This window comes from Escherichia sp. E4385 (assembly GCF_963883145.1).
Taxonomy (GTDB): Bacteria; Pseudomonadota; Gammaproteobacteria; order Enterobacterales; family Enterobacteriaceae; genus Escherichia.
The window spans coordinates 286,930-312,472 of record NZ_CAWOOJ010000014.1 but is presented as its reverse complement, the minus strand read 5'-3'; the positions used below and the strand labels follow the sequence as shown (position 1 = coordinate 312,472).

The 25,543-nt window shown below is 50.7% G+C and carries 23 protein-coding genes; 17 read left to right on the top strand and 6 right to left on the bottom strand.

Features of this window, described 5'->3' with window-relative positions; genetic code table 11:
* Nucleotides 1-4: 4 nt before the first annotated feature.
* Entirely contained in the window at nucleotides 5-217 is a 213-nt protein-coding gene (locus AACS80_RS15910) for a DUF2754 domain-containing protein (RefSeq protein WP_130237775.1), read from the top strand.
* A 153-nt stretch (nucleotides 218-370) separates the two neighbouring features.
* Here the strand turns inward: AACS80_RS15910 and ddlA are convergent, their stop codons facing one another.
* On the bottom strand, nucleotides 371-1,465 hold the full coding sequence (gene ddlA, locus AACS80_RS15905) for a D-alanine--D-alanine ligase (RefSeq protein WP_130206181.1): 1,095 nt from the start codon (nucleotides 1,463-1,465) through the stop codon (nucleotides 371-373).
* A 462-nt stretch (nucleotides 1,466-1,927) separates the two neighbouring features.
* Here ddlA and iraP point away from each other — a divergent pair, with 462 nt between their 5' ends.
* The 4 genes from iraP to adrA all read left to right on the top strand — a co-directional run bounded on the left by iraP (nucleotide 1,928) and on the right by adrA (nucleotide 5,359).
* The gene (gene iraP / locus AACS80_RS15900; RefSeq protein ID WP_064527081.1) at nucleotides 1,928-2,188 is read left to right on the top strand and encodes an anti-adapter protein IraP; all 261 of its coding nucleotides are present in this window, start codon (nucleotides 1,928-1,930) and stop codon (nucleotides 2,186-2,188) included.
* 100 nt (nucleotides 2,189-2,288) lie between these two features.
* A complete protein-coding gene (gene phoA / locus AACS80_RS15895) occupies nucleotides 2,289-3,704 on the top strand; it encodes an alkaline phosphatase (RefSeq protein ID WP_130260321.1) in 1,416 nt (471 codons plus the stop codon).
* Nucleotides 3,705-3,822: 118 nt separating this feature from the next.
* The gene (gene psiF / locus AACS80_RS15890) at nucleotides 3,823-4,143 is read left to right on the top strand and encodes a phosphate starvation-inducible protein PsiF (RefSeq protein ID WP_130206185.1); all 321 of its coding nucleotides are present in this window, start codon (nucleotides 3,823-3,825) and stop codon (nucleotides 4,141-4,143) included.
* 100 nt (nucleotides 4,144-4,243) lie between these two features.
* The gene (gene adrA, locus AACS80_RS15885) at nucleotides 4,244-5,359 is read left to right on the top strand and encodes a diguanylate cyclase AdrA (protein ID WP_135409582.1); all 1,116 of its coding nucleotides are present in this window, start codon (nucleotides 4,244-4,246) and stop codon (nucleotides 5,357-5,359) included.
* Between the two features lie 16 nt (nucleotides 5,360-5,375).
* Here the strand turns inward: adrA and proC are convergent, their stop codons facing one another.
* Nucleotides 5,376-6,185 carry a pyrroline-5-carboxylate reductase gene (gene proC / locus AACS80_RS15880; protein ID WP_130215404.1) on the bottom strand — a complete coding sequence of 270 codons (810 nt, stop codon included), beginning with the start codon at nucleotides 6,183-6,185 and terminating at the stop codon, nucleotides 5,376-5,378.
* Nucleotides 6,186-6,304: 119 nt separating this feature from the next.
* Between proC and AACS80_RS15875 the strand changes: the two genes are divergently transcribed.
* The 7 genes from AACS80_RS15875 (at nucleotide 6,305) to AACS80_RS15845 (ending at nucleotide 11,874) form a co-directional block, all read left to right on the top strand.
* A complete protein-coding gene (locus tag AACS80_RS15875) occupies nucleotides 6,305-6,763 on the top strand; it encodes a YaiI/YqxD family protein (protein WP_135409583.1) in 459 nt (152 codons plus the stop codon).
* 182 nt (nucleotides 6,764-6,945) lie between these two features.
* Complete coding sequence (aroL, locus tag AACS80_RS15870) at nucleotides 6,946-7,491, top strand: shikimate kinase AroL (RefSeq protein ID WP_135409584.1); 546 nt, start codon at nucleotides 6,946-6,948, stop codon at nucleotides 7,489-7,491.
* Nucleotides 7,492-7,519: 28 nt separating this feature from the next.
* Nucleotides 7,520-7,711 carry a protein YaiA gene (gene yaiA / locus AACS80_RS15865; RefSeq protein WP_130206195.1) on the top strand — a complete coding sequence of 64 codons (192 nt, stop codon included), beginning with the start codon at nucleotides 7,520-7,522 and terminating at the stop codon, nucleotides 7,709-7,711.
* 253 nt (nucleotides 7,712-7,964) lie between these two features.
* Entirely contained in the window at nucleotides 7,965-8,642 is a 678-nt protein-coding gene (locus tag AACS80_RS15860; protein ID WP_135409585.1) for an AroM family protein, read from the top strand.
* 71 nt (nucleotides 8,643-8,713) lie between these two features.
* On the top strand, nucleotides 8,714-8,998 hold the full coding sequence (gene ppnP / locus AACS80_RS15855) for a pyrimidine/purine nucleoside phosphorylase (protein WP_064527100.1): 285 nt from the start codon (nucleotides 8,714-8,716) through the stop codon (nucleotides 8,996-8,998).
* Between the two features lie 144 nt (nucleotides 8,999-9,142).
* Complete coding sequence (locus tag AACS80_RS15850) at nucleotides 9,143-11,422, top strand: DUF2773 domain-containing protein (RefSeq protein WP_138183867.1); 2,280 nt, start codon at nucleotides 9,143-9,145, stop codon at nucleotides 11,420-11,422.
* On the top strand, nucleotides 11,419-11,874 hold the full coding sequence (locus AACS80_RS15845; protein WP_135409586.1) for an SF0329 family protein: 456 nt from the start codon (nucleotides 11,419-11,421) through the stop codon (nucleotides 11,872-11,874). The genes AACS80_RS15850 and AACS80_RS15845 overlap by 4 nt, the downstream gene beginning before the upstream one ends.
* An 82-nt stretch (nucleotides 11,875-11,956) precedes the next feature.
* Here the strand turns inward: AACS80_RS15845 and rdgC are convergent, their stop codons facing one another.
* Complete coding sequence (gene rdgC / locus AACS80_RS15840; RefSeq protein WP_130206205.1) at nucleotides 11,957-12,868, bottom strand: recombination-associated protein RdgC; 912 nt, start codon at nucleotides 12,866-12,868, stop codon at nucleotides 11,957-11,959.
* A 124-nt stretch (nucleotides 12,869-12,992) separates the two neighbouring features.
* Between rdgC and mak the strand changes: the two genes are divergently transcribed.
* Complete coding sequence (mak, locus tag AACS80_RS15835) at nucleotides 12,993-13,901, top strand: fructokinase (protein WP_135384910.1); 909 nt, start codon at nucleotides 12,993-12,995, stop codon at nucleotides 13,899-13,901.
* A gap of 535 nt (nucleotides 13,902-14,436) precedes the next feature.
* Here the strand turns inward: mak and araJ are convergent.
* From araJ to sbcD, 3 genes are all read right to left on the bottom strand, one after another.
* Nucleotides 14,437-15,621, bottom strand: coding sequence for an MFS transporter AraJ (gene araJ, locus AACS80_RS15830; protein ID WP_135409705.1), 1,185 nt, complete (start codon nucleotides 15,619-15,621; stop codon nucleotides 14,437-14,439).
* A gap of 125 nt (nucleotides 15,622-15,746) precedes the next feature.
* The gene (sbcC, locus tag AACS80_RS15825) at nucleotides 15,747-18,890 is read right to left on the bottom strand and encodes an exonuclease subunit SbcC (RefSeq protein WP_138183866.1); all 3,144 of its coding nucleotides are present in this window, start codon (nucleotides 18,888-18,890) and stop codon (nucleotides 15,747-15,749) included.
* Nucleotides 18,887-20,089 (bottom strand): exonuclease subunit SbcD, encoded by a 1,203-nt coding sequence (sbcD, locus tag AACS80_RS15820; RefSeq protein ID WP_135409600.1) that lies wholly within the window; start codon nucleotides 20,087-20,089, stop codon nucleotides 18,887-18,889. Before sbcD ends, sbcC begins: the two co-directional genes overlap by 4 nt.
* A gap of 189 nt (nucleotides 20,090-20,278) precedes the next feature.
* Here sbcD and phoB point away from each other — a divergent pair, with 189 nt between their 5' ends.
* From phoB to proY, 4 genes are all read left to right on the top strand, one after another.
* Nucleotides 20,279-20,968: a phosphate response regulator transcription factor PhoB gene (gene phoB / locus AACS80_RS15815; RefSeq protein ID WP_000113933.1), complete on the top strand. Its 690-nt coding sequence runs from the start codon at nucleotides 20,279-20,281 to the stop codon at nucleotides 20,966-20,968.
* Between the two features lie 57 nt (nucleotides 20,969-21,025).
* Entirely contained in the window at nucleotides 21,026-22,321 is a 1,296-nt protein-coding gene (gene phoR, locus AACS80_RS15810; protein ID WP_130206215.1) for a phosphate regulon sensor histidine kinase PhoR, read from the top strand.
* 405 nt (nucleotides 22,322-22,726) lie between these two features.
* Entirely contained in the window at nucleotides 22,727-24,046 is a 1,320-nt protein-coding gene (brnQ, locus tag AACS80_RS15805) for a branched-chain amino acid transporter carrier protein BrnQ (protein WP_130206217.1), read from the top strand.
* A 75-nt stretch (nucleotides 24,047-24,121) separates the two neighbouring features.
* The gene (gene proY, locus AACS80_RS15800) at nucleotides 24,122-25,495 is read left to right on the top strand and encodes a proline-specific permease ProY (protein WP_130223251.1); all 1,374 of its coding nucleotides are present in this window, start codon (nucleotides 24,122-24,124) and stop codon (nucleotides 25,493-25,495) included.
* Nucleotides 25,496-25,543 lie beyond the last annotated feature (48 nt).

Genomic DNA, 25,543 nt, shown 5'->3' with positions numbered 1-25,543 from the left:
TGCCATGAATCTGCCTGTAAAAATCCGCCGCGACTGGCATTACTATGCGTTCGCCATTGGCCTTATATTCATTCTTAATGGCGTGGTGGGGTTGCTGGGGTTTGAAGCAAAAGGCTGGCAGACCTACGCGGTGGGGCTGGTGACGTGGGTGATTAGCTTCTGGCTGGCGGGACTGATTATTCGCCGTCGCGATGACGATACTGAAAACGCCCAATAACAGTGGATTGGGCGGTCGGGAATGCTGACAAATTGCGCCGGATGCGGCGTGAACGCCTTATCCGCTTACGAAAATCTGGTTGGCCTGTCAGGCAATCTTACGTTTGCCATTAGTATTAAACGCCCAATAAAAATATTACCGGGCGTTTGAATATTACATGGTGGTTTTCAATGCGTTATCCGCTGCGTGACGCTCCAACGCCAGCTCAATCAAACGTGTGATCAGGTCGGTGTAGCCCAGACCACTGGCTTGCCACAGCTTCGGATACATACTGATGTTAGTGAACCCTGGCAGCGTGTTGATCTCGTTGATCACCACCTCGTTTTTCGGCGTTAAAAAGACGTCTACACGCGCCATGCCAGCACATCCCAACGCCTGGTAAGCCTGAACGGCAATCGCCCGAATCTTATCGTTGATTTCCGGCGCAATGTCCGCAGGAACCACCACTTTCGCGCCATCTTCGTCAATGTACTTGGTGTCGTAGGCGTAGAAATCGCTGGTCAGTACGATCTCGCCACAGGTACTGGCTTGCGGATTGTCATTACCCAGAACCGCACATTCGATCTCACGACCTTTGATCCCTTGCTCAACGATCACTTTGTGATCGAATTCGAACGCCAGATCGACAGCAAGGGCATACTGCTCTTCGCTGGTCACTTTGCTGACGCCAACAGAGGAACCCTGATTAGCTGGTTTTACAAACAGCGGCAACCCAAGTTTAGACTTCACTTCGGCGAAGCTGATTTTGTGGCGATTGGCGCGCGTCAGGGTAATAAATGGCGCGATGTTCAATCCAGCGTCACGCAGCAGACGTTTGGTGACGTCTTTATCCATGCATGCAGCAGAAGCCAGAACATCGGAACCGACAAACGGTAGATTGGCGACCCGCAGCATTCCCTGTAAGGAACCATCTTCACCCAACGTACCGTGGACAATTGGGAAAATGACATCCACCGTCGGCAACGGCTGGCCGTTCTGCGCATCAATAAGTTGCTGTTCATGTTTACCCGGCACCTGCGCGAGACTGGTGGCCGAAGGGCGCAGCGCAATATGGGCAGGATCGTCTGCGTTCAGCAAATAATTGCTGGCATCGCTGACGTGCCATTGCCCTTGTTTATCAATGCCCAGCAGCACAACGTCAAAGCGACTTTTATCAATGGCATCGACAATGTTTTTTGCCGATTGCAGAGACACTTCATGTTCTGCTGACTTTCCACCAAAAACGATTCCTACCCGCAGTTTTTCCATCTTAAAAACCTATCCCGTAGAACACAAAGAGCATACATTACCACGACAAAACGGGGGATTCGCGGCCTTCTGACAGTTTGTTGCAATCTTCTGCTGATAAACCGTGCAGCTTGCGGGGTAAGATTCATCGCTGACTAAATTATGTGCGTAAGATCACAAAAATGATGAACGGGAAACTAATTTATTCCTGGTGTGAATTGCAGCCCGGATGGTTATTATACGTAATAATAAGTTAACCAAGAGGATATATTCCATAATTTTTTATTATGAAAAACATTAATAATTGTATACCTATATTTTATGTGTGGAATTATTTAAAAATAGAGAAACGTTTCGCTGATAAATATGAAAAAAATATTTGCTAAAATTATTTCCTCTGTCATAAAAATACTACATCAAGACTCTATGCAGTTGTGAAACATAATGTTAACTTCTCCATACTTTGGATAAGGAAATACAGATATGAAAAATCTCATTGCTGAGTTGTTATTTAAGCTTGCCCAAAAGGAAGAGGAGTCGAAAGAATTGTGCGCGCAGGTCGAAGCACTAGAGATTATCGTTACTGCGATGCTTCGCAATATGGCGCAAAATGACCAACAGCGGTTGATTGATCAGGTTGAAGGGGCGCTATACTCGGTAAAGCCCGATGCCAGCATTCCTGATGACGATACGGAGCTGCTGCGCGATTACGTAAAGAAGTTATTGAGGCATCCTCGTCAGTAAAAAGTTAAGCCCTCCAACAGTTGTCATAATGCTGTCATGCCAGAGACTTATAGTCGCTTTGTTTTTATTTTTTAATGTATTTGTACATGGAGAAAATAAAGTGAAACAAAGCACTATTGCACTGGCTCTCTTGCCGTTACTGTTTACCCCTGTTACTAAAGCCCGGACCCCAGAGATGCCAATTCTGGAAAACCGGGCGGCACAGGGGGATATTACCGCGCCTGGCGGCGCTCGCCGATTAACGAGCGATCAGACCGCTGCCTTACGCGATTCTCTTAGCGATAAACCCGCGAAAAATATTATTTTATTGATTGGTGATGGGATGGGAGATTCGGAAATCACTGCCGCACGCAATTATGCTGAAGGCGCGGGCGGTTTTTTTAAAGGGATCGATGCCTTGCCGCTTACCGGACAATACACCCATTATGCGCTGGATAAAAAAACCGGAAAACCAGACTACGTGACCGACTCCGCAGCGTCAGCAACAGCCTGGTCAACTGGCGTCAAAACGTATAACGGCGCGCTGGGTGTCGATATTCATGAAAAAGATCATCCAACGATTCTGGAATTGGCAAAAGCCGCAGGGCTGGCGACCGGCAACGTTTCAACGGCTGAAATACAGGATGCCACTCCCGCCGCGCTAGTGGCACATGTGACCTCGCGCAAATGCTATGGTCCGAGCGTTACCAGCGAAAAATGCCCGAGCAACGCGCTGGAAAAAGGTGGAAAAGGATCGATTACTGAACAACTGCTTAACGCCCGTGCAGATGTTACGCTTGGCGGCGGTGCAAAAACCTTTGCTGAAACGGCTACCGCCGGTGAATGGCAGGGAAAAACGCTGCGTGAACAGGCGCAGGCGCGTGGTTATCAGTTAGTCAGCGATACCGCATCGCTGAATGCGGTGACGGAAGCGAACCAGCAAAAACCCCTGCTTGGACTGTTTGCTGACGGCAATATGCCAGTGCGCTGGCAAGGACCGAAAGCAACGTACCACGGTAATATCGATAAGCCCGCAGTCACCTGTACCCCGAATCCGCAACGCAATGACAGTGTGCCTACGCTGGCGCAGATGACCGATAAAGCCATTGAACTACTGAGCAAAAATGAGAAAGGATTCTTCCTGCAAGTTGAAGGTGCGTCGATCGATAAACAGGATCACGCCGCGAATCCTTGTGGCCAAATTGGCGAAACGGTAGATCTCGATGAAGCCGTACAGCGGGCGCTGGAATTTGCCAAAAAGGATGGCAACACACTGGTGGTGGTCACCGCTGACCACGCCCACGCCAGCCAGATTGTCGCGCCAGATACCAAAGCGCCGGGTCTGACTCAGGCGTTAAACACCAAAGATGGCGCAGTGATGGTGATGAGTTACGGGAACTCCGAAGAGGATTCACAAGAGCATACCGGTAGCCAGTTGCGTATTGCTGCATATGGTCCGCACGCTGCGAATGTGGTTGGTTTGACCGATCAGACCGATCTCTTCTACACCATGAAAGCTGCACTGGGGCTGAAATAACACCGAACCCGGCGGCTAATTTTGGCTGTCGGGTGGTTTTTTTGCTGTTAGCAACCAGACTTAAAAGCAGATCAAGGGCGCAAACGCTCCTGGTTAAAATGTGAAGAGGGATGGTGCTATGAAAATAACATTACTGGTTACCCTGCTATTCGGCCTGGTTTTTTTAACCACTGTCGGCGCTGCCGAGAGAACGTTAACCCCACAACAACAGCGTATGACCTCCTGTAATCAACAGGCGACAGCGCAGGCGTTGAAAGGAGATGCCCGTAAGACATACATGAGTGATTGCCTGAAGAACAGCAAATCTGCGCCCGGTGAAAAGAGTTTGACGCCGCAGCAGCAGAAGATGCGCGAATGTAATAGTCAGGCGACGCAGCAATCTCTGAAAGGTGATGATCGTAATAAGTTTATGAGTACTTGCCTCAAGAAAGCCGCGTAAAACCTATAGTGCTAACGGGTGAGTTAAGAAAATGGCTCACCCGAAATATCATACTCCCGCCTTTCGCCCCATCTCTATAATTTGGGAAAATTGTTTCTGAATGTTCCCAAAAATAATGAATGATGAAAATTTTTTCAAAAAAGCGGCGGCACACGGGGAGATACCACCATTAGCTCCTCAAAACGAACATCAGCGATCCGGGCTGCGCTTCGCTCGTCGCGTCAGACTACCGCGAGCGGTAGGACTGGCTGGGATGTTCTTACCAATCGCCTCGACGTTGGTTTCGCACCCGCTGTCAGGCTGGTGGTGGCTGGTGTTGGTTGGCTGGGCATTTGTCTGGCCGCATTTAGCCTGGCAGTTGGCGAGCAGGGCCGTTGATCCGCTTGGCCGGGAAATATACAACTTAAAAACTGATGCAGTGTTAGCCGGTATGTGGGTAGGCGTGATGGGCGTAAACGTGCTGCCTTCGATCGCAATGCTGATGATTATGTGCCTGAATTTGATGGGGGCAGGCGGCCCCCGTCTGTTTGTCGCCGGTTTGGTGTTGATGGTCGTTTCCTGCCTTGTCACACTCGAACTCACGGGGATCACGGTGTCGCTCAAGAGTGCGCCGCTGGAATGGTGGCTCTCCCTTCCCATTATCGTCATTTATCCTCTGCTGTTTGGCTGGGTCAGTTACCAGACAGCGACCAAACTGGCTGAACATAAACGACGATTGCAGGTCATGAGTACCCGCGACGGCATGACGGGCGTTTACAACCGGCGCCACTGGGAAATCATGCTACGTAATGAGTTTGATAACTGTCGCCGACACAATCGCGATGCGACGCTATTGATTATTGATATCGACCATTTTAAGAGTATCAACGATACATGGGGTCACGATGTCGGTGATGAAGCAATCGTTGCCCTTACCCGACAGTTACAAATTACCCTGCGTGGCAGCGATGTGATTGGTCGTTTTGGTGGTGATGAATTTGCGGTGATTATGTCAGGTACGCCAGCCGAAAACGCCATTACTGCCATGTTACGTGTGCATGAAGGATTAAATGCATTACGCCTGCCAAATACGCCGCAGGTGATATTACGGATAAGCGTCGGTATCGCGCCGCTGAATCCGCAAATGAGTCACTACCGTGAGTGGCTGAAATCGGCCGATATGGCGCTCTATAAAGCAAAGAAAGCCGGACGTAACCGCACCGAAGTGGCGGCCTGACGTCCGGCGAGAGTCATCAGGACTTGCTGAGTTTTTCTGATTTTTCCATACACTTCGTCATCGCTTCGATCACCGCGGCACGGAATCCTTTCTCTTCCAGAACGCGTACCGCTTCAATGGTTGTGCCTCCTGGTGAGCAGACCATATCTTTCAAGGCGCCCGGATGTTCTCCGGTTTCCAGCACCATTTTCGCGGAACCCATTACCGCCTGGGCGGCAAACTTGTAGGCTTGCGCGCGTGGCATCCCGCCCAGCACGGCGGCGTCGGCCATCGCTTCGATAAACATAAAGACATAGGCTGGCGAAGAACCGCTCACGCCAACCACTGGGTGGATCATCGGCTCAGCAATGACTTCCGCCTCGCCAAAGCAGCGGAAAATATTCAGCACATCGGCAGTATCTTCGGGAGTGACCAACGCGTTTGGCGTTACGGATGTCATCCCGGCGTTGACCAACGCGGGGGTGTTCGGCATGGCGCGAATAATTTTCCGGTCGTGACCCAGCGCCCGGGCAAGTTGGTCGAGCGTAACGCCTGCGGCGATAGAAACCACCAGAGAGTCTTTATTCAGGCTGGAAGTGATTTCGCTAAGGACTTTAATCATGATGCCCGGTTTGACGGCAGCAAAGACGATATCGGTGATTTGCGCCACTTCCTGTGCCGATTCTGCGGCGTTGATACCAAACTGTTCATGTAAGGCGGCAACTTTATCCGGGGAGGGGGTATACACCCAGATTTGCCCTGGAAGGACCTGACCGCTGGCAATCAGACCGCCGAGAATGGCTTTTCCCATATTGCCGCAGCCAATAAAACCGATTTTCTTTTCCATTGCACACTCCTGCCGTGAATTCATTATTTTGAAAAGCGCCTGGTCAGAAGCATAAACAGAACTATGCCGGAAGGCAAAAGCGCGACACAATAGAGGATTACCCAACAGAGGATAGCCTTATGACAATATGGGTGGACGCCGATGCGTGTCCCAATGTAATTAAAGAGATTCTGTATCGCGCGGCAGAACGTATGCAGATGCCGCTGGTGTTGGTGGCAAATCAGAGTTTACGCGTGCCGCCATCGCGGTTTATTCGCACGCTGCGCGTCGCGGCAGGTTTTGACGTGGCTGATAATGAAATTGTACGTCAGTGTGAGGCGGGCGATTTGGTAATAACCGCAGATATCCCTTTGGCAGCTGAAGCCATCGAGAAAGATGCGGCGGCGCTTAATCCGCGCGGCGAACGTTACACGCCAGCGACTATTCGTGAACGTCTGACGATGCGCGATTTTATGGATACCCTTAGAGCCAGCGGGATCCAGACCGGAGGGCCAGATAGTCTTTCGCAACGTGACCGCCAGGCATTTGCGGCTGAACTTGAAAAATGGTGGCTGGAAGTTCAGCGTAACCGTTCGTAAATGTAATTTATTATTTACACTTCTTTCTCAATCATTTCTTGTTATAGTAAGGAATGTATTGAAGTTCACTCCTTAAGTGGAATTATTTCTTTACAATCGAAATTGTACTAGTTTGATGGTATGATCGTTATTCTTACGAAACCGGCTTTCGCCGCATTGCGACCTTTTGGGGAAAACCCACGATGACACAACCTCTTTTTCTGATCGGGCCTCGGGGCTGTGGTAAAACAACGGTCGGAATGGCCCTTGCCGATTCGCTCAACTGTCGGTTTGTTGATACCGACCAATGGTTGCAATCACAACTCAATATGACGGTAGCAGAGATCGTCGAAAAGGAAGAGTGGGCAGGATTTCGCGCCAGGGAGAGCGCAGCTCTGGAAGCAGTTACTGCACCATCCACCGTTATCGCGACGGGCGGCGGTATTATTCTGACGGAATTTAATCGCCACTACATGCGTAATAACGGGATTGTGGTTTACTTGTGCGCGCCGGTGTCAGTGCTGGTAAATCGTCTGCAAGCAGCGCCAGAAGAGGATTTACGGCCAACACTTACAGGAAAACCGTTAAGTGAAGAAGTTCAGGAAGTGCTGGAAGAACGCGATGCATTATATCGTGAAGTTGCGCATATTATCGTCGATGCTAACAACGAACCCAGTCAGGTGATCTCTGAAATTCGAACCGCTTTGGCACAAACGGCAAACTGTCATTGTCCTGGCACCTATACTTAATGTTCATCCCGTGAAATAAGGAAGAACAATGCCAACGAAACCGCCTTATCCCCGAGAAGCCAGAATTGTTACGGTAGAAAAAGGCCAGCAAGGACAGACTGTGACCTGGTATCAGCTGCGAGCCGATCATCCCAAACCAGACTCTTTGATCAGCGAACATCCTACGGCCCAGGAGGCGATGGATGCTAAAAAACGCTATGAGGATCCTGATAAAGAGTGACCGCATCAGACTGCTCGGAAGGGACTCTGAGTGCTATTACAACGGACCTGCATCACACTTTTCACAATTCATGTTTTTCAAATAATTAGAATATTAAACAATAACAATCCATTACTGGAACTATTGGGAATCTTTACATTATGCCGTGCGCGTCTGCTGCTACGCTTTTTTGCATTTGTAGCATCGGCAAGCGCCCGCTGTGGTGCTGAGTATTTGCCCGGTAATTAACGACGAAAAAGAAAGGTGGAAGACAATGAGCGCGTCGTTGGCGATTCTGACCATCGGCATTGTACCAATGCATGAAGTTTTGCCGCTTCTGACGGAGTACATTGACGAAAATAATATTTCCCATCATAGCCTGCTGGGGAAATTAAGCCGCGAAGAGGTGATGGCGGAGTATGCGCCAGAAGCAGGCGAAGAAACTATTCTTACATTATTAAATGACAACCAGCTGGCCCACGTTTCACGCCGTAAAGTGGAGCGTGATCTACAAAGCGTGATTGAGGTACTCGATAATCAGGATTATGACGTTATTTTGCTAATGAGTACGGCCAACATTAGCAATATGACAGCGCGAAATACGATCTTCCTCGAGCCTTTGCGCATTCTCCCACCGCTGGTTTCCTCCATTGTTGAAGGTCACCAGGTCGGTGTTATTGTACCAGTAGAAGAGCTTTTGGCCGTTCAGGCGCAAAAATGGCAAATTTTGCAGAGAATACCACTATTTTCGCTGGGAAATCCCATTCACGATTCGGAGCAGAAAATCGTTGATGCCGGGAAAGAATTGCTGGCGAATGGGGCGGATGTCATCATGCTGGATTGTTTAGGATTTAATCAGCGTCATCGCGATTTACTGCAAAAAAAGCTCGATGTACCTGTTTTGCTCTCTAACGTATTGATTGCAAGGCTGGCGGCGGAATTGCTGGTGTAATTTTACGTGACAGTTAGCACCTTTGGCCCCTATAGTGAAGAAGATGTTAAACCACCTGACAGGGCCAGTTTATGCTTCAAAGTAACGAATACTTTTCCGGAAAAGTGAAATCGATCGGCTTTACCAGCAGCGATACTGGCCGCGCCAGCGTCGGTGTGATGGTTGAAGGTGAATACACGTTCAGTACTGCGGAACCCGAAGAGATGACGGTAGTCAGCGGGGCGCTGAATGTTTTGCTGCCTGGCGCTACCGACTGGCGCGTGTATGAAGCTGGTGAAGTATTTAATGTTCCCGGCCACAGCGAGTTCCATCTGCAAGTTGCCGAACCGACCTCCTATCTGTGCCGCTATCTGTAATATCGCGCCTTCCCGTCTGAATGGGAGGGCATTTTTCTGAAATATTCCTTATTTCACAAATAATAAAATCTCCGTTGCTGCTAATTTTTCTATTTTCGATATATTCATAATCTATCAAGGTTGATATTAATATCAGTGAAGATTATGAATAAAATAAAAATATTGATCATCTGTATGGTTGTATTTATTGCCACCGAAAATGTTTACGCTGCTGAGTGGATCACTAGCGATGATCTTATTAAGTCAGATTTCCATATCATGACCGCAGAAGAACGTAATGGAGTGAAAGAGGAAACCGATGATAGTATGGAAGCCTCTTATATGCTTAAAAATAACATTCGTTGGTATTATCATAATGGAGATTTATCAATACCCAGCAATTTTAGTAATAAGCATACCCTGGTGGTCAAGGGGAATTTAACCATTAATGGTGATTATGATGATTATTCGGCAGGTGATGGTCATCTCATTGTGTTGGGCAATGTGATTGTCGACAACTTTATTAATCATGATTTCGCATACGTCAAAGGTGAGATGCAAGCGAAAGGTTTAGTCTATGCTGATTATAATGATCATAACTTTGAAGTAATGAAAGGTATTACAGCTCGCGGAATTATTGTTTCAGACAAGGCAACGCAATTTGAGGTTAATAACGCTGAGTTTTATATCAACGAAGATACCAGCAATGAAAATTATGACTGGGATGCGAATATTCGAAAAGCGTATTCTCTGTTTGAGCCCGATCTCTATGAGATTACTGAAATTGAAACCGACAATGTTTTAAATGCCTATCCTGATTATGACAGCGTAGCGGCCAGTATTGTCCAGGGATTGCCGTTGTTTCGCGATAAACCTGTATCGGGGTTAAGTGAAAAATTGCAGTGGATTGAACAGGGCAAGGTCGAAAAATTTGCGGCTGGCAACGTTAAGCATGAAGATCCGCTGGTGGCGCGTTTTCTGACTCGCATGGAGAGTTTACCAACCGATGTTATGCTGCAATTGCTACAGCATCCTGATGACCAGACACGAGAATATATGGCGCAGCGTTGGCCTGCCAGGCAAATGCATTTACTCACCGCACCTTTTATTAAAGACCAGGCAGTGGCGAAAGGACTGATTAAAAACAGCGATATTTCACCAGAAGTGAATGAAAAATTAATGTCGACTCCTGTCGAGAGCGTCCAACTCGAGCAGGCCAGACAGGATAATCTTTCTCCGGAAATCATTGCCCTATTAAGTCAGAGTCCGTTTCCGATTGTGCGTAAGACGTTAGTCAGCCAGTACGATTACGCATGGCTGGCGCCTGCATCCGTGGTGGATGAACTGATAAATAGCGATGATGATGAACTACGCGAACGAATTGCTGGTGCCGATTTGACTACACGACAAGCCGTGGCGCTGAGTAACGATCAATCACCTAAGGTCCGTGAAGCCGTAGCTCATGCCCTTGCGGAACTCAAAGTTACGCGACTTTCTGCAAACATGAGTATTCCCGATATTGAACGTATTGCAGATCAAATGTATCTCGATAATAAAGACCATAAAAATATCGTGATGGCATTATTTATTGCTTTACCTGAAGCGCGCCAACTGTCGCTGGCAAAAGAAGATATACAATATTTACGTGAAGGTGCGCGTTATCTGACGTCAACTGAAGTGATTAACTATCTCCTGACACATCATGATAACCCCGCTGTCTGGAATGAATTAGCACACGATAAACTGCTGCCGTTGGAATATAAGAAAAAATTGTGGCAGCGCACATTGCAATTAATGATGAGCAAACGGCAAGAAGATCAGGAGCAGGCGTATGATATACAACTGGAACTGATTGATAATGGCATGGTAGATGAAGCAATGCTCAATGACGCCATCGATTTGCTGCCTGATTTACCGGCTGAATATCGTTACCGGATGCGCAATCAGTTATTTGATAAAAATGATTTACCATCAGAGATTATTACCCGTCTTGATAAGCAATATCGCTTTAATTCTGACTGGGCGCTGTCTGTTACAGACATGACAAATAGTAATCGTAGGCAGTGTGATAGAGGATTACGTCGCTGGAATGATGATGATAGCGTTATTTTAATCGAGCTGGATAAGCTGACAGATAAGCCTGATGACGAGTTTTGGCTGGCATTACTGCAAAGTCGGCATGAACAATTACGTAAAACGGCGTTGATTAATGCGCATACGCCGACTTCCGCATTCACAGCATTGGTTACACCGCAGGATCGTCAGGGAGCGATTGCCAATCCGCAACTGCCTGCTGAGGTGAAAACGGCGTGGTTAAAAGAGGATCCGTCATTACTGTTATTTGCCGATCATCCGGATCCACAACAATTACGTGAATTAGTTAAAACCGGATCAACACGGCAAATTCGCAGTGAAGCGCGCAATAAGCTTGAGGAATTAAAATGAGGTTACGGCCCTGGAGTAAATTACAGCGGGAAATCTATGATTTACTGACGCCGACCATCAATCTGCAAATTCACTGTACCCGTTATCCAATGCGCAGCCAAAATGGTGGAAGCACCGATTTGCCGCGTTACTGGATCACTCTGGATCAAGATGTTATCTGGGATTACCCAAAAGATTTTGTCGCGGGTGATCATGGGGTGCGAAATTTTCACGGCGAAACTTGCTGGTATCCTTACCTGACGGATATTTGTTCAATTTCTGATTTATTGCGTGAATATATTGATACCCCAAAAGCGGAGCTGTTAACGAAACAGTTTGCCAGCGATAAATGGGGGTTAGTGAATATTCTGCGTGCTGCCGACAGGCGAATCGGGACGAGGCGGTTAGATCAGTTACGGCGTAAAACACACAATATTGCAGCGTTAAAAATCATTACCCGACGTAGCGAATGATTAGATTAATGCCTGGCATGGCTTCGTACGCCGGATAAGACGCACCGAGGCGTCGCATCCGGCATTGAAGGCAAACCAGCTATTAACGTTGCGCTTCGCCACCCAATCCTTCGATCAGGTTTTGAATTAACGCTGCCAGTTCGCCGGTCATCAGGATGAAATCGGCGTCAAAGCGCTGGGCAAAATCTTCGCGGTCGATGTCTTCGTTTTGATCGCGCAGTTCGTCGCAGAACTTCAGGCGCTTGAGCGAACCATCGTCGCACATCACAAACTGAACGCGCTGCTGCCAGTCGAGCGCCAGTTTAGTCACCACTTTTCCGGCTTCAATGTGATTAGTGATCTCTTCGCTGGTCAGATCTTGTTTCTTCGCGCGGATCACGCCGCCATCTTCCAGCAGCGATTTCAGCTCGGCTTCATCAAGCAGCTGGAAGCCCTGTGCAGCACTACCGGAGCGAACCCATTCGGTCAGCGTCAGTTCAATCGGGTTTTCCATGCTCAATGGCACAACCGGTAACGACCCCAGGCTTTTACGCAGCAGTGCCAGCGTATCTTCCGCTTTTTTGGCGCTGGCGCAGTCCACCATGATCAAACCGTTCACCGTGTCGATCCACATCATGGTTTGGCTGAAACGGCTGAAGGCGCGAGGCAGCAGAGAGTGCAACACTTCATCTTTCAGCGAATCTTTTTCGGTTTTCTTCAGCTTACGTGCTTGCTCAGCTTCCAGTTTGGCGATTTTCGCTTCCAGAGCCTGTTTAATGACCGGAGACGGGAGAATTTTTTCTTCTTTGCGCGCACAGATAACAATTTGACCATTGGCAACGTGCGTTAACGCATCGCTGTGCGATCCCATCGGAGGAACCCAGCCCATCTTCGCCATATCCTGGCTGCCGCATGGGGTAAATGCCATCGAGGCTAGCTGTTTTTCCATCTCTTCTGCACGCAGCGAAATCTCGCGGCTAAGACGGTAAACCATTAAATTTTTGAACCACAGCATGATAATTTCCACGGCCTTGTCGTTAAATTTAGCGGGCATGATAACGAATTGTCGGCGGCCTTGCATTGCCAATCCGGTTGTCCGTCTCTACGCTATTGATATTGAAAAAAATAAGGAGAGTACCGTGCGTATAGGTATCGATTTAGGCGGCACCAAAACTGAAGTGATTGCACTGGGCGATGCAGGGGAGCAGTTGTACCGTCATCGTCTGCCCACGCCGCGTGATGATTACCGCCAGACCATAGAAACGATCGCCACGTTGGTAGAGATGGCGGAGCAGGCGACAGGACAGCGTGGAACAGTGGGGATGGGGATCCCAGGCTCGATTTCGCCTTACACCGGAGTGGTGAAAAATGCCAATTCAACCTGGCTTAACGGTCAGCCATTCGATAAAGACTTAAGCGCGCGGTTGCAGCGGGAAGTGCGGCTGGCAAATGACGCCAACTGTCTGGCGGTTTCGGAAGCGGTAGATGGCGCGGCAGCGGGAGCGCAGACGGTATTTGCTGTGATTATTGGCACGGGATGCGGCGCGGGCGTAGCATTCAATGGGCGGGCGCATATCGGCGGCAATGGCACGGCAGGCGAGTGGGGACACAATCCGCTACCGTGGATGGACGAAGACGAACTGCGTTATCGCGAGGAAGTCCCTTGTTATTGCGGTAAACAAGGCTGTATTGAAACCTTTATTTCGGGCACGGGATTCGCGACGGATTATCGTCGTTTGAGCGGACATGCGCTGAAAGGCAGTGAAATTATCCGCCTGGTTGAAGAAAACGATCCGGTTGCTGAGTTGGCATTACGTCGTTATGAGCTACGACTGGCGAAGTCGCTGGCGCATGTGGTGAATATTCTCGACCCGGATGTGATTGTCCTGGGCGGAGGGATGAGCAATGTTGACCGTTTATATCAAACAGTTCCACCGCTGATTAAACAATTTGTCTTCGGTGGCGAATGTGAAACGCCCGTGCGTAAGGCGAAGCATGGTGATTCGAGCGGCGTACGCGGCGCCGCATGGTTATGGCCACAAGAGTAAAAAACCCAGGCAACTGGTGCATCATGCCTGATGCGACACTGCCGCGTCTTATCAGGTCTACAAAATAAGCAGCCCGTAGGCCGGATAAGGTGCTCGCGCCGCATCCGGCACCGTGCTCAGATGCCTGATGCGACGCTTGCCGCGTCTTATCAGGCCTACAAAATAAGCATCTCGTAAGCCAGATAAGGCGCTCGCGCCGCATCCGGCACCGTGTTCAGATGCCTGATGCGATGCTTGCCGCGTCTTATCAGACCTACAAAATGAGCAGCCCGTAGGCCGGATAAGGCGTTCACGCCGCATCCGGCACCGTGCTCAGATGCCTGATGCGACGCTTGTCGCGTCTTATCAGGCCTACAAAATGAGCAGCCGTAGTCCGTAGGCCGGATAAGGCGCTCGCGCCGCATCCGGCACTGTGCTCAGATGCCTGATGCGACGCTTGCCGCGTCTTATCAGGCCTACAAAATAAGCAGCCCGTAGGCCGGATAAGGCGTTCACGCCGCATCCGGCAACAAGTAACGTGCACCGTGACTGCAACCTATCCCAGTGGTTTCGCCAGCACCGGACTCTCCGCTACTTGCTGGCGCTTATAGCGACCATACAGCAGCAATGAGGACATCGCAGCAAACGAGAGCAGGGCAGCAGGCAACGCCACGTAATTATATGCCAGCCCCAGCGTCAGCATCATCCCACCGCAATATGCGCCCACGGCGCTACCGAGGTTAAACGCTATTTGCCCACCCGCGGCACCTAATAACTCCCCACCTTTGGCATTTTGCAGTAACAATATTTGCAGCGGTGCTGAAAGGGCAAATAATCCCGCGCAACAAATAAAAGCAAAAATAAGCGACGTTGTTTTCATGCCGCCGAAGAAAAAGAGCATCAACAGTGCCAGCACAATAATAAAGTCAGTCACTGCCGCAATGCGCAGTGGTGAATAACGTCCTGAAATCCTGCCACTTAGCATATTCCCCAGCACCATCCCCAGTCCGACCAGCATCATAATGAAGGTCATCGCCGTTTCCGAAAAACCGGAAATAAACATCATGTAAGGTTTAACGTAACTAAACCAGGCAAACACACCTGCGTTGCCAAACATCGTGGCGGCGAAAATTAACCACGGGGCCGGGCTGCGCAAAAAGTGAAATTGTTCGCGCAGCTTTCCTTTCGCCTCGTCGCGAATATCCGGCACCCAAAAATAGACCGATGCCATCACCGCAATATTAAAAACAGCGATCAACAAAAAGGTGTAGCGCCAGCTAAATTCCTGACTTAAATACGTTCCCAGCGGAATGCCCAGCAAATTGGCGACTGTCATCCCGGAAACCATCCCCGCCACGGCGGCGGTGACTTTGCCGGGTTGGATAATTTTCGATAACACGATCGCCCCGACGCCAAAAAATGCGCCATGCGGAAAACCGGAAACCAGGCGGCCAATGGCGAGCATCAGGTAAGACGAAGAGAGCGTGAACATGGCGTTGCCAATGACGCACAACGTCACCAGAAACAACAAGATATGTTTGAGTGAGTAGCGACTGGAAAAAAGCGCGATTATCGGCGCACCGACCACCACCCCCAGCGCATAATACGAAATCATATGCCCGGCGGCAGGAATCGAAATCCCCACATTATGCGCCAGCTCCGTGAGCACCCCCATAATGCCAAATTCAGCCATCCCCAGGCCAAATGTGCCGAGTGCCAAAGATAAAATAACTTTTTTCATACCACCATCACAACCAACAGAGCAGCTACGAATCACCGTAGCCAATAAAGTGATAGCTTGCAGGATAACGACCAGTCGGGCCAAGAGATAATTCGCCCCTCTGTATTCATTATCCTGCTGAATAGTTATTTCACCGCAAACGCGCTTTCCAGTTTACTGTAGCCCAGTCCGTTGATCTTCTTCACTTTAATCTGCACCGGAATACGCTCTTTCATCGCTTCAACGTGGCTAATCACCCCGATGGTTTTACCACTGGCGTTCAGGGCATCCAGTGCGTCAAGGGCGGTATCCAGCGTTTCGCTATCCAGCGTGCCGAAACCTTCATCGAGGAACAGCGAGTCAATACGCGTTTTATGGCTGACCAGATCCGAAAGCGCCAGCGCCAGCGCCAGGCTCACGAGGAAACTTTCGCCGCCGGAAAGCGTACGGGTATCGCGTACCGCATCTGCCTGCCAGGTATCGACAACTTCGACCTCCAGCGCCTCGCTGGCTTTACGCTGTAACAGGTAGCGACCGTGCAGCCGGGTAAGTTGCTGGTTAGCCAGATGGACCAGATTGTCCAGCGTCAGCCCCTGAGCGAATTTACGGAATTTATCGCCCTCTTTGGAGCCAATCAGCGAATTAAGATATCCCCAGTCCTCAACCTGCTGCGTCGTCTGTGCAATTTGCTGCATTAAGGTTTGTTGTTGCTGACGGTTGTCTGCATCCTGCTTCAGCTGCTGGCGAATTTCCCCCTGGCGAGTGGTGTTTTCACGCAACTTTTGGTGAGTTTGCGCTAACTCTTGCTGAATCTGTTCCACCGTCACCGTGAGATCCAGTCCGCCAGGTCGGTGTTGCTGATGCTGTGCCAGCGTTTCTGCTGTCTGAGTGGCCAGCGCTTGCGCCTGACGACGCTGGTTTTCCAGATTCTGTTTCAGCTGTTCCAGCTGAGTTAGCGTCTGCTCATCCATTAACGCCGCAAGAAATGCCTGCTGATCGTCAAAAATGCTGTCCTGTAGCGCGGTGTCAAACTGCGCCTGAACTTTTTGCAGGCTTTGCACTGCCAGAACCTCCTGTTGCTGCAACGTTTGCTGCTGGCTTTGCAACGCGAGGCATTGTTCGTGAACTTGCCGCCAGTTTTCCAGCGCCACAGTTTCTTCGCTGTGCGGGAGTTCATCACTTTGCGGCAACGTTTCCAGAATCGGCGTCAGCTGCTGAATACGGTTTTGCAGCGCGGTTAATTCGTTCTGGCGTTGCTGCCAGCTCTGCGCTTCTTGCTGACGTGTCGCCAACCAGCTCTCTTCTTCCTCTTCCTGTGGCAATGTCAGTGCATAACCCGCCAATGCCGTTAAGAGTTGCTGCTGGCGTTGTTCAATTTGCTGTTGATACTGGATAATTTGCTGATTATGCGCGGCAATCTGCCCTTGTAATTCATGCCGTTGGCTGAGTAACCGCAGCTGGCGTTCGTGCTCATCTTGTGCATCCAGCCACGGTTGAATATCGTCCTGCGGCTGCAAGGTGATATTGAGGCTGGCCGTGACGGCTTGCCATTGTTGAGTAAGTGCTTGCTCATCTTGTCGGAGGCTTTGCGCTTCGTTTTCATCACGCTGAAGCTGCTTCGTTAAGGCGTCCAGTTGCCCACGCAGCGCCGCGCCTTCTTCGCCGAGCTTTTTAACTTCGTTTTCCAGCGCCAGTAATCGAGACTGATTAACGCCAGGCTCCAGCGCCTGATACGCCTCGACCGCCGGGTGGCTGGTGGAACCACAAAGTGGGCAAGGCTGACCCGCCTGTAACTGTGCACGTTGAGCTTCCAGCGTTTTGATGCGCGCTTCCTGCTCGCAAATGGTTTTGACATCGGCAAGTTGTTGCGTTTTTTCTTTATAACGCTGGCGCATTTCGTTAAGTGCGGCATTACGTTGCGTCTGTTCTTGCGTGACATTCTGGATAGCGACCTGTAATTGCGCTAGGCGTTTTTGTTGGGGAACAATCTGCCCATGCAGCGCGACCAGGCGCTGACGCAGTGGGCGTTGCTCAGCATGTTGTGCCAGGGCGGTAGCAACTTCATCGGCGGTTAACGTCAACGTGATCGCCGCAAGCGCATTAAGTTTTTGCTCAGCATGGGTTAACTGTTGCTGCCATTGCCGCAGATGCCCACGATCGCTGGTCTGCTGGGAGAACTGCGCACGCCAACCCGCCAGTTCGTTGTTCCACTGACGGAAGCGGTCGTGTTCCTGTAACCAGGCATTCAGGCTTTGTTGCTGCTGCTGTAATTCTGCTGACTGCTTCGCCGCGTGGTGGCGAATGCTCGCGCGAAGCGCCATTGTGCTCTGTAAGCGAGTATTTACTTCTTCAATCTGCTGGCGAGTATGCGCCAGCGCCGCGCTGTGTTCTGCGATGCGTTCCCAGTGCGGACGAAGATTTCGTGCCGGTTGCGCCAGGCTGAGCGCCGCCAGTTGCGGTTGCGCTTTTTCTTCTTCGGCTAACGCTTGTTGCAGTGCCTGCTGACGGCGGCTGGCTTCTTGCTGCAATTCGTCCAGACGCGTTAACCAGTTTAGCGATTGTTGTTCTTGCTGCTGCGCAGTGAGTAACCGTTTCTCTTCGTCAGTGAGTACCTGCAAACTTTCTGTCAGCGATTGCAGCTGTTCTGGCGCTAATAACGCAACGCCGCTGGCCTGCGCTTGCAGCTTCTCCAGCTCTGTGCGGGCCGATTTATGCTGTTCAAAAACCATCGCAGAGATTTGCCCGTAGATTTCAGTGCCGGTTAACTCCTCGAGCAATTCCGCGCGTTCTTTGGGTTTGGCATTGAGGAAGGCAGCAAATTGCCCCTGCGAAAGCAGCATCGAACGGGTGAAGCGCCCGTAATCCAGTCCGGTTAACGTCGCCGTCAGTTCCAGCTTATCTTTCACTTTGTCGGCGAGAATTTTGCCGTCTGCGCAGCGCGCCAGCTCTACGCGTGGCACCTGCAAATTACCGTCCGGCTGGTTACGCGCCCGATTCTGGCTCCAGAACGCGCGATACGCTTCACCTTTCACTTCAAATTCCACTTCCGCCAGACATTCGGCGGTATCGCGGGTCATGAGATCATTTTGTGATTGCGAAACGTTAGAGAGGCGCGGGGTTTCGTGATACAGCGCCAGACAAATGGCGTCCAGCAGGGTGGTTTTCCCCGCACCGGTTGGGCCGGTAATGGCAAACAGCCCGTTGCTGGCGAACGGCTCGCGGGTGAAATCAATCTTCCATTCGCCTTTTAATGAGTTCAGGTTTTTCAGGCGCAGGCTGAGAATTTTCATGCTTCGTGTTCTCCGGCGAGGGTCTGCAACGTCGTGGCGAAAAGATTCTGTAGACGTTGCTGCTGCGATTCATCCAGTTCTTCCAGTGCCAGACGGCGATTGAACACCTCTTCGACGCTGAGTTCGCTGAGGGTTTCACGCTGTTGGCTGGCTAACACACGCTCGCGCTGTTCACGACTCCGGCGCACCAGCAATACTTCAACTGGCAGTGATTCTGTTAATACCTGGATTTTGCGCTGAATATCATGCAGATACTCATCGGTAGTGATTTCGATATCCAGCCAGACAGGTGGCTCCTGTGATACATCGCGCCATTGTTCAAGCTGTTCGGTAATCGACGCCAGATCGCCTTTCAGTACCGCCATCGGCTGCGTTATCGGCACGTTCAGGTTTTCCACGCTCTCTAATTTGCCGTTTGAAAATGTCACCAGATGGACATATTTACTCTTACCGCATTCATCAAAACTCAGTGGAATGGGGGAACCGCAATAGCGAACATGTTCCATGCCGCCAATGAGCTGCGCGCGGTGAATATGCCCGAGCGCGATGTAGTCGGCTGGCGGAAAGTTTTGTGCCGGAAACGCGTCCAGCGTGCCAATATAGATGTCACGCACGGCATCACTTTTACTGGCGCCCACGGTCGTTAAATGTCCCGTGGCGATGATGGGCAGAGGCTGATCGCCGCGCAGTTTGCAGGCATCGGCATAGTGTTGTTGATAATAATCAGTAATAGCCGCCAGCAAATGCTGCTGTTTTTCAATACCGTTTAGCCCCGCCTGGCTGGTAATAATGTCACGCGGGCGTAAAAAAGGAATGGGGCACAGCACTGCGCCTGGCGTCCCGTCGCGATGAGGCAAGATTTGCGGCGCATGTCCGGCGCTGGCGACCACGGTAGTATTGAGGAACGCCATGATATCGCGCGATTCATTCAGCGTGGCGACCGAATCATGGTTTCCCGCCAGTACCACCAGATGACAGCCCGTTTGCTGTAAATTGACAACAAAACGGTTGTATAACGTGCGGGCGTAACTGGGCGGCGAGCCGGTATCGAAAACATCACCGGCAACAATAATCGCATCCACCTGATGGGTTTGTGCTGTCTCCAGCAGCCAGTCAAGAAAAGCCTGATGCTCAGCTTCGCGGCTTTTACTGTAGAAGTTCTGGCCGAGATGCCAGTCTGAAGTGTGAAGGATGCGCATAACGATTCTCTGGCGAAAAAGCATGGGCGCGATTATACCCAAACAGGTGCGCTATTTGCTTTTTTCTGCACCACAGAAATCAATAACCTGAAAGGATGTGCGGCGTGCTTTTCATAAATCTGTCATAAATCTGACGCATAATGACGTCGCATTAATGATCGCAATCTATTTATTACAACAGGGCAAATCATGGCGAGACGTATTCTGGTCGTAGAAGATGAAGCTCCAATTCGCGAAATGGTCTGCTTCGTGCTCGAGCAAAATGGCTTCCAGCCGGTCGAAGCGGAAGATTATGACAGTGCTGTGAACCAACTGAATGAACCCTGGCCGGATTTAATTCTCCTCGACTGGATGTTACCCGGCGGCTCCGGTATCCAGTTCATCAAACATCTCAAGCGTGAGTCGATGACCCGTGATATTCCGGTTGTGATGTTGACCGCCAGAGGGGAAGAAGAAGATCGCGTGCGCGGCCTTGAAACCGGTGCGGATGACTATATCACCAAGCCGTTTTCGCCGAAGGAGCTGGTGGCGCGAATCAAAGCGGTAATGCGCCGTATATCGCCGATGGCGGTGGAAGAGGTGATTGAGATGCAGGGGCTAAGTCTCGACCCGACATCTCACCGGGTGATGGCGGGCGAAGAACCGCTGGAGATGGGGCCAACTGAATTTAAACTGCTGCACTTTTTTATGACGCATCCCGAGCGCGTGTACAGTCGCGAGCAACTGTTAAATCACGTCTGGGGAACCAACGTATATGTGGAAGACCGCACGGTCGATGTCCACATTCGCCGCCTGCGTAAAGCACTGGAGCCCGGCGGGCATGACCGCATGGTGCAGACCGTGCGCGGTACAGGATATCGTTTTTCAACCCGCTTTTAACGCCTTGCTCATCGGACGCAGAGCAGGGCTTATGATTTCTTAACTGGAGTATCTTACGTGCTGGAACGGCTGTCGTGGAAAAGGCTGGTGCTGGAGCTGCTACTTTGCTGCCTCCCGGCTTTCATCCTGGGTGCATTTTTTGGTTACCTGCCCTGGTTTTTGCTGGCATCGGTGACAGGACTGCTTATCTGGCATTTCTGGAATTTATTGCGCCTTTCATGGTGGCTGTGGGTGGATCGCAGTATGACCCCGCCACCGGGGCGTGGTAGCTGGGAACCGCTGCTGTACGGTTTACACCAGATGCAACTGCGTAATAAAAAACGCCGCCGCGAGCTGGGTAATCTTATCAAACGCTTTCGTAGCGGCGCGGAGTCGCTACCCGATGCGGTGGTGCTGACCACGGAAGAGGGTGGGATTTTCTGGTGTAATGGTCTGGCGCAACAAATTCTTGGTCTGCGCTGGCCAGAAGATAACGGGCAGAACATCCTTAACCTGCTGCGTTATCCGGAGTTTACGCAATATCTGAAAACGCGTGATTTTTCTCGCCCGCTCAATCTGGTGCTCAACACCGGGCGGCATCTGGAAATTCGCGTCATGCCTTATACCCATAAACAGCTGCTGATGGTGGCGCGAGATGTCACGCAAATGCATCAACTGGAAGGGGCGCGGCGCAACTTTTTCGCCAACGTAAGCCATGAGTTACGCACGCCATTGACCGTGTTACAGGGTTACCTGGAGATGATGGATGAGCAGCCGCTGGAAGGCGCGGTACGCGAAAAAGCGTTGCACACCATGCGTGAGCAGACTCAGCGGATGGAAGGGCTGGTGAAGCAGTTGCTGACCTTGTCGAAAATTGAAGCCGCGCCGACGCAGTTGCTGAATGAGAAGGTTGATGTGCCGATGATGCTGCGCGTCGTTGAGCGTGAAGCTCAGACGCTGAGCCAGCAAAAACAGACATTTACCTTTGAGATAGATAACGGCCTCAAAGTGTCTGGTAGCGAAGACCAGTTACGCAGTGCGATTTCGAATCTGGTCTATAACGCCGTGAATCATACACCGGAAGGTACGCATATCACCGTACGCTGGCAGCGAGTGCCGCACGGTGCTGAATTTAGCGTTGAAGATAATGGACCGGGCATCGCACCGGAGCATATTCCACGCCTGACCGAGCGTTTTTATCGCGTTGATAAAGCGCGTTCCCGACAAACTGGCGGTAGCGGGTTGGGGTTAGCGATCGTGAAGCATGCGGTAAATCATCATGAAAGCCGGCTCAATATTGAAAGTACGGTGGGTAAAGGCACGCGTTTCAGTTTTGTTCTGCCGGAACGTTTAATTGCCAAAAATAGCGATTAATCCGCCTTTGTCATTTTTTGTTGCCATAAGCCAGCCGATGCTGGCTTTTTTTCTTTGCAGTCAAAAAACGGGCGCTGAATTTTACCATGTCTGGTGATTTTTTGTTCGCATGATAAGCCATATCTTTTTCACGGAAATAGTGTTTTATACTGGTTGGTGATTTCTTATCGCTATATCCCTCTGGTTTTTAGATCCCTCCTTGCTTTAAAACGTTATAAGCGTTTAAATTGCGCTTCAGGTGCTGTCATACTGACTGCATTCACGCGGTAAATCGAAAAACTATTCTTCGCCGCGCCTGGTTGGGAGTATTTCCCGCTAAAATTGTTTAAATATACCGCTGTATCATCCCCAGGGATTGGCACAAAATTTAACGTTACAACACCACATCCACAGGCAGTATGATTTATGACCCATCAGTTAAGATCGCGCGATATCATCGCTCTGGGCTTTATGACATTTGCGTTGTTCGTTGGCGCAGGTAACATTATTTTCCCTCCTATGGTCGGCTTGCAGGCAGGCGAACACGTCTGGACTGCGGCATTCGGCTTCCTTATTACTGCCGTTGGTCTGCCGGTATTAACGGTAGTGGCGCTGGCGAAAGTTGGCGGCGGCGTCGATAGTCTGAGTACACCAATCGGTAAAGTTGCAGGCGTGCTGCTGGCAACGGTTTGCTACCTGGCGGTAGGGCCGCTGTTTGCAACACCGCGTACGGCAACTGTCTCCTTTGAAGTGGGCATTGCGCCGCTGACGGGTGACTCCGCACTGCCGCTGTTTATCTACAGCCTGGTCTATTTCGCTATCGTTATTCTGGTTTCGCTCTATCCGGGCAAGCTGCTGGATACCGTGGGCAACTTCCTTGCACCGCTGAAAATTATCGCGCTGGTCATCCTGTCTGTTGCGGCGATTGTCTGGCCTGCGGGTTCTATCAGCACGGCAACTGAGGCTTATCAAAACGCTGCGTTTTCTAACGGCTTCGTCAATGGCTATCTGACTATGGATACGCTGGGCGCGATGGTGTTTGGTATCGTTATTGTTAACGCGGCGCGTTCTCGCGGCGTTACCGAAGCGCGTCTGCTGACCCGTTATACCGTCTGGGCTGGCCTGATGGCAGGCGTTGGTTTGACTCTGCTGTACCTGGCGCTGTTCCGTCTGGGTTCAGACAGCGCGTCGCTGGTTGATCAATCCGCGAACGGTGCCGCTATTCTGCATGCTTACGTTCAGCACACCTTTGGCGGCGGCGGTAGCTTCCTGCTGGCGGCGTTAATCTTCATCGCTTGTCTGGTCACGGCGGTTGGCCTGACCTGCGCTTGTGCGGAATTCTTCGCTCAATACATCCCGCTCTCATACCGTACGCTGGTGTTTATCCTCGGCGGCTTCTCGATGGTGGTGTCTAATCTGGGCTTAAGCCAGCTGATTCAGATCTCTGTACCGGTGCTGACTGCCATTTATCCGCCGTGTATCGCACTGGTTGTATTAAGTTTTACACGCTCATGGTGGCATAATTCGTCCCGCGTGATTGCTCCGCCGATGTTTATCAGCCTGCTTTTTGGTATTCTCGACGGGATCAAAGCATCTGCATTCAGCGATATTTTACCGTCCTGGGCGCAGCGTTTACCGCTGGCCGAACAAGGTCTGGCGTGGTTAATGCCAACGGTGGTGATGGTGGTTCTGGCCATTATCTGGGATCGCGCAGCAGGTCGTCAGGTGACCTCCAGCGCCCACTAAATCACTGTAAATTTGTTTTAACCACGGGGCTGCGATGCCCCGTGGTTTTTTATTGTGTTGATGGGTTAGGAATTGATGGAAAGTAAGAACAAGCTAAAGCGTGGGCTAAGTACCCGACACATACGCTTTATGGCACTGGGTTCAGCAATTGGCACCGGGTTGTTTTACGGTTCGGCGGACGCCATCAAAATGGCCGGACCGAGCGTGTTGTTGGCCTATATTATCGGTGGTGTCGCGGCGTATATCATTATGCGTGCGCTGGGAGAAATGTCGGTACATAACCCGGCCGCCAGCTCTTTCTCGCGTTATGCGCAGGAAAACCTTGGCCCGCTGGCAGGTTATATCACCGGCTGGACCTACTGCTTTGAAATCCTTATTGTCGCCATCGCCGATGTCACCGCTTTCGGTATCTATATGGGCGTCTGGTTCCCGACGGTGCCGCACTGGATATGGGTGTTGAGCGTGGTGCTGATTATCTGCGCCATTAACCTGATGAGCGTGAAAGTCTTTGGTGAGCTGGAATTCTGGTTCTCGTTCTTTAAAGTCGCCACCATTATCATCATGATCGTTGCTGGTTTCGGTATCATCATTTGGGGGATTGGCAACGGCGGGCAACCGACCGGTATCCATAACCTGTGGAGCAACGGCGGCTTCTTCAGTAACGGCTGGCTTGGCATGGTGATGTCGTTGCAAATGGTGATGTTTGCCTACGGTGGTATTGAAATTATTGGTATTACCGCCGGTGAAGCGAAAGAGCCGGAGAAGTCTATTCCGCGCGCGATTAACTCAGTGCCGATGCGTATTCTGGTTTTCTATGTTGGTACGCTGTTCGTCATTATGTCTATCTATCCGTGGAATCAGGTAGGTACTGCAGGTAGCCCGTTCGTGCTGACGTTCCAGCATTTGGGGATTACCTTTGCCGCCAGCATTCTTAACTTCGTTGTGCTGACAGCCTCTTTGTCGGCAATTAACAGCGACGTGTTTGGCGTAGGCCGTATGTTGCACGGCATGGCAGAGCAGGGTAGTGCGCCGAAAATTTTCAGCAAAACGTCGCGTCGCGGTATTCCGTGGGTCACGGTGCTGGTCATGACTACCGCGCTGTTGTTTGCTGTGTATCTGAACTACATCATGCCGGAAAACGTCTTCCTGGTGATTGCCTCGCTGGCGACCTTCGCTACCGTGTGGGTGTGGATTATGATCCTGCTGTCGCAGATTGCCTTCCGTCGCCGCCTGCCGCCAGAAGAAGTTAAAGCGCTGAAATTTAAAGTTCCTGGCGGAGTGGCAACGACCATCACGGGGCTGGTTTTCCTGGTCTTTATCATCGGATTGATTGGTTATCACCCTGAAACGCGTATCTCTCTGTACGTTGGTTTTGCGTGGATTGTGGTGCTGTTGATTGGCTGGATGTTTAAACGCCGCCACGATCGTCAGTTGGCAGAAAACCACTAATTCCTGCCTTTTGTCGCCGGATCAGGAGCAAAACCTGATCCGGCTATT

Bases quoted from the DNA above. Each gene is read 5' to 3' on its own strand.
- AACS80_RS15910 (WP_130237775.1), top strand. From the start codon at position 5: ATGAATCTGCCTGTAAAAATCCGCCGCGACTGGCATTACTATGCGTTC.
- ddlA (WP_130206181.1), bottom strand. From the start codon at position 1,465: ATGGAAAAACTGCGGGTAGGAATCGTTTTTGGTGGAAAGTCAGCAGAA.
- iraP (WP_064527081.1), top strand. From the start codon at position 1,928: ATGAAAAATCTCATTGCTGAGTTGTTATTTAAGCTTGCCCAAAAGGAA.
- psiF (WP_130206185.1), top strand. From the start codon at position 3,823: ATGAAAATAACATTACTGGTTACCCTGCTATTCGGCCTGGTTTTTTTA.
- adrA (WP_135409582.1), top strand. From the start codon at position 4,244: ATGTTCCCAAAAATAATGAATGATGAAAATTTTTTCAAAAAAGCGGCG.
- proC (WP_130215404.1), bottom strand. From the start codon at position 6,185: ATGGAAAAGAAAATCGGTTTTATTGGCTGCGGCAATATGGGAAAAGCC.
- AACS80_RS15875 (WP_135409583.1), top strand. From the start codon at position 6,305: ATGACAATATGGGTGGACGCCGATGCGTGTCCCAATGTAATTAAAGAG.
- aroL (WP_135409584.1), top strand. From the start codon at position 6,946: ATGACACAACCTCTTTTTCTGATCGGGCCTCGGGGCTGTGGTAAAACA.
- yaiA (WP_130206195.1), top strand. From the start codon at position 7,520: ATGCCAACGAAACCGCCTTATCCCCGAGAAGCCAGAATTGTTACGGTA.
- AACS80_RS15860 (WP_135409585.1), top strand. From the start codon at position 7,965: ATGAGCGCGTCGTTGGCGATTCTGACCATCGGCATTGTACCAATGCAT.
- ppnP (WP_064527100.1), top strand. From the start codon at position 8,714: ATGCTTCAAAGTAACGAATACTTTTCCGGAAAAGTGAAATCGATCGGC.
- AACS80_RS15850 (WP_138183867.1), top strand. From the start codon at position 9,143: ATGAATAAAATAAAAATATTGATCATCTGTATGGTTGTATTTATTGCC.
- AACS80_RS15845 (WP_135409586.1), top strand. From the start codon at position 11,419: ATGAGGTTACGGCCCTGGAGTAAATTACAGCGGGAAATCTATGATTTA.
- rdgC (WP_130206205.1), bottom strand. From the start codon at position 12,868: ATGCTGTGGTTCAAAAATTTAATGGTTTACCGTCTTAGCCGCGAGATT.
- araJ (WP_135409705.1), bottom strand. From the start codon at position 15,621: ATGAAAAAAGTTATTTTATCTTTGGCACTCGGCACATTTGGCCTGGGG.
- sbcC (WP_138183866.1), bottom strand. From the start codon at position 18,890: ATGAAAATTCTCAGCCTGCGCCTGAAAAACCTGAACTCATTAAAAGGC.
- sbcD (WP_135409600.1), bottom strand. From the start codon at position 20,089: ATGCGCATCCTTCACACTTCAGACTGGCATCTCGGCCAGAACTTCTAC.
- phoB (WP_000113933.1), top strand. From the start codon at position 20,279: ATGGCGAGACGTATTCTGGTCGTAGAAGATGAAGCTCCAATTCGCGAA.
- brnQ (WP_130206217.1), top strand. From the start codon at position 22,727: ATGACCCATCAGTTAAGATCGCGCGATATCATCGCTCTGGGCTTTATG.
- proY (WP_130223251.1), top strand. From the start codon at position 24,122: ATGGAAAGTAAGAACAAGCTAAAGCGTGGGCTAAGTACCCGACACATA.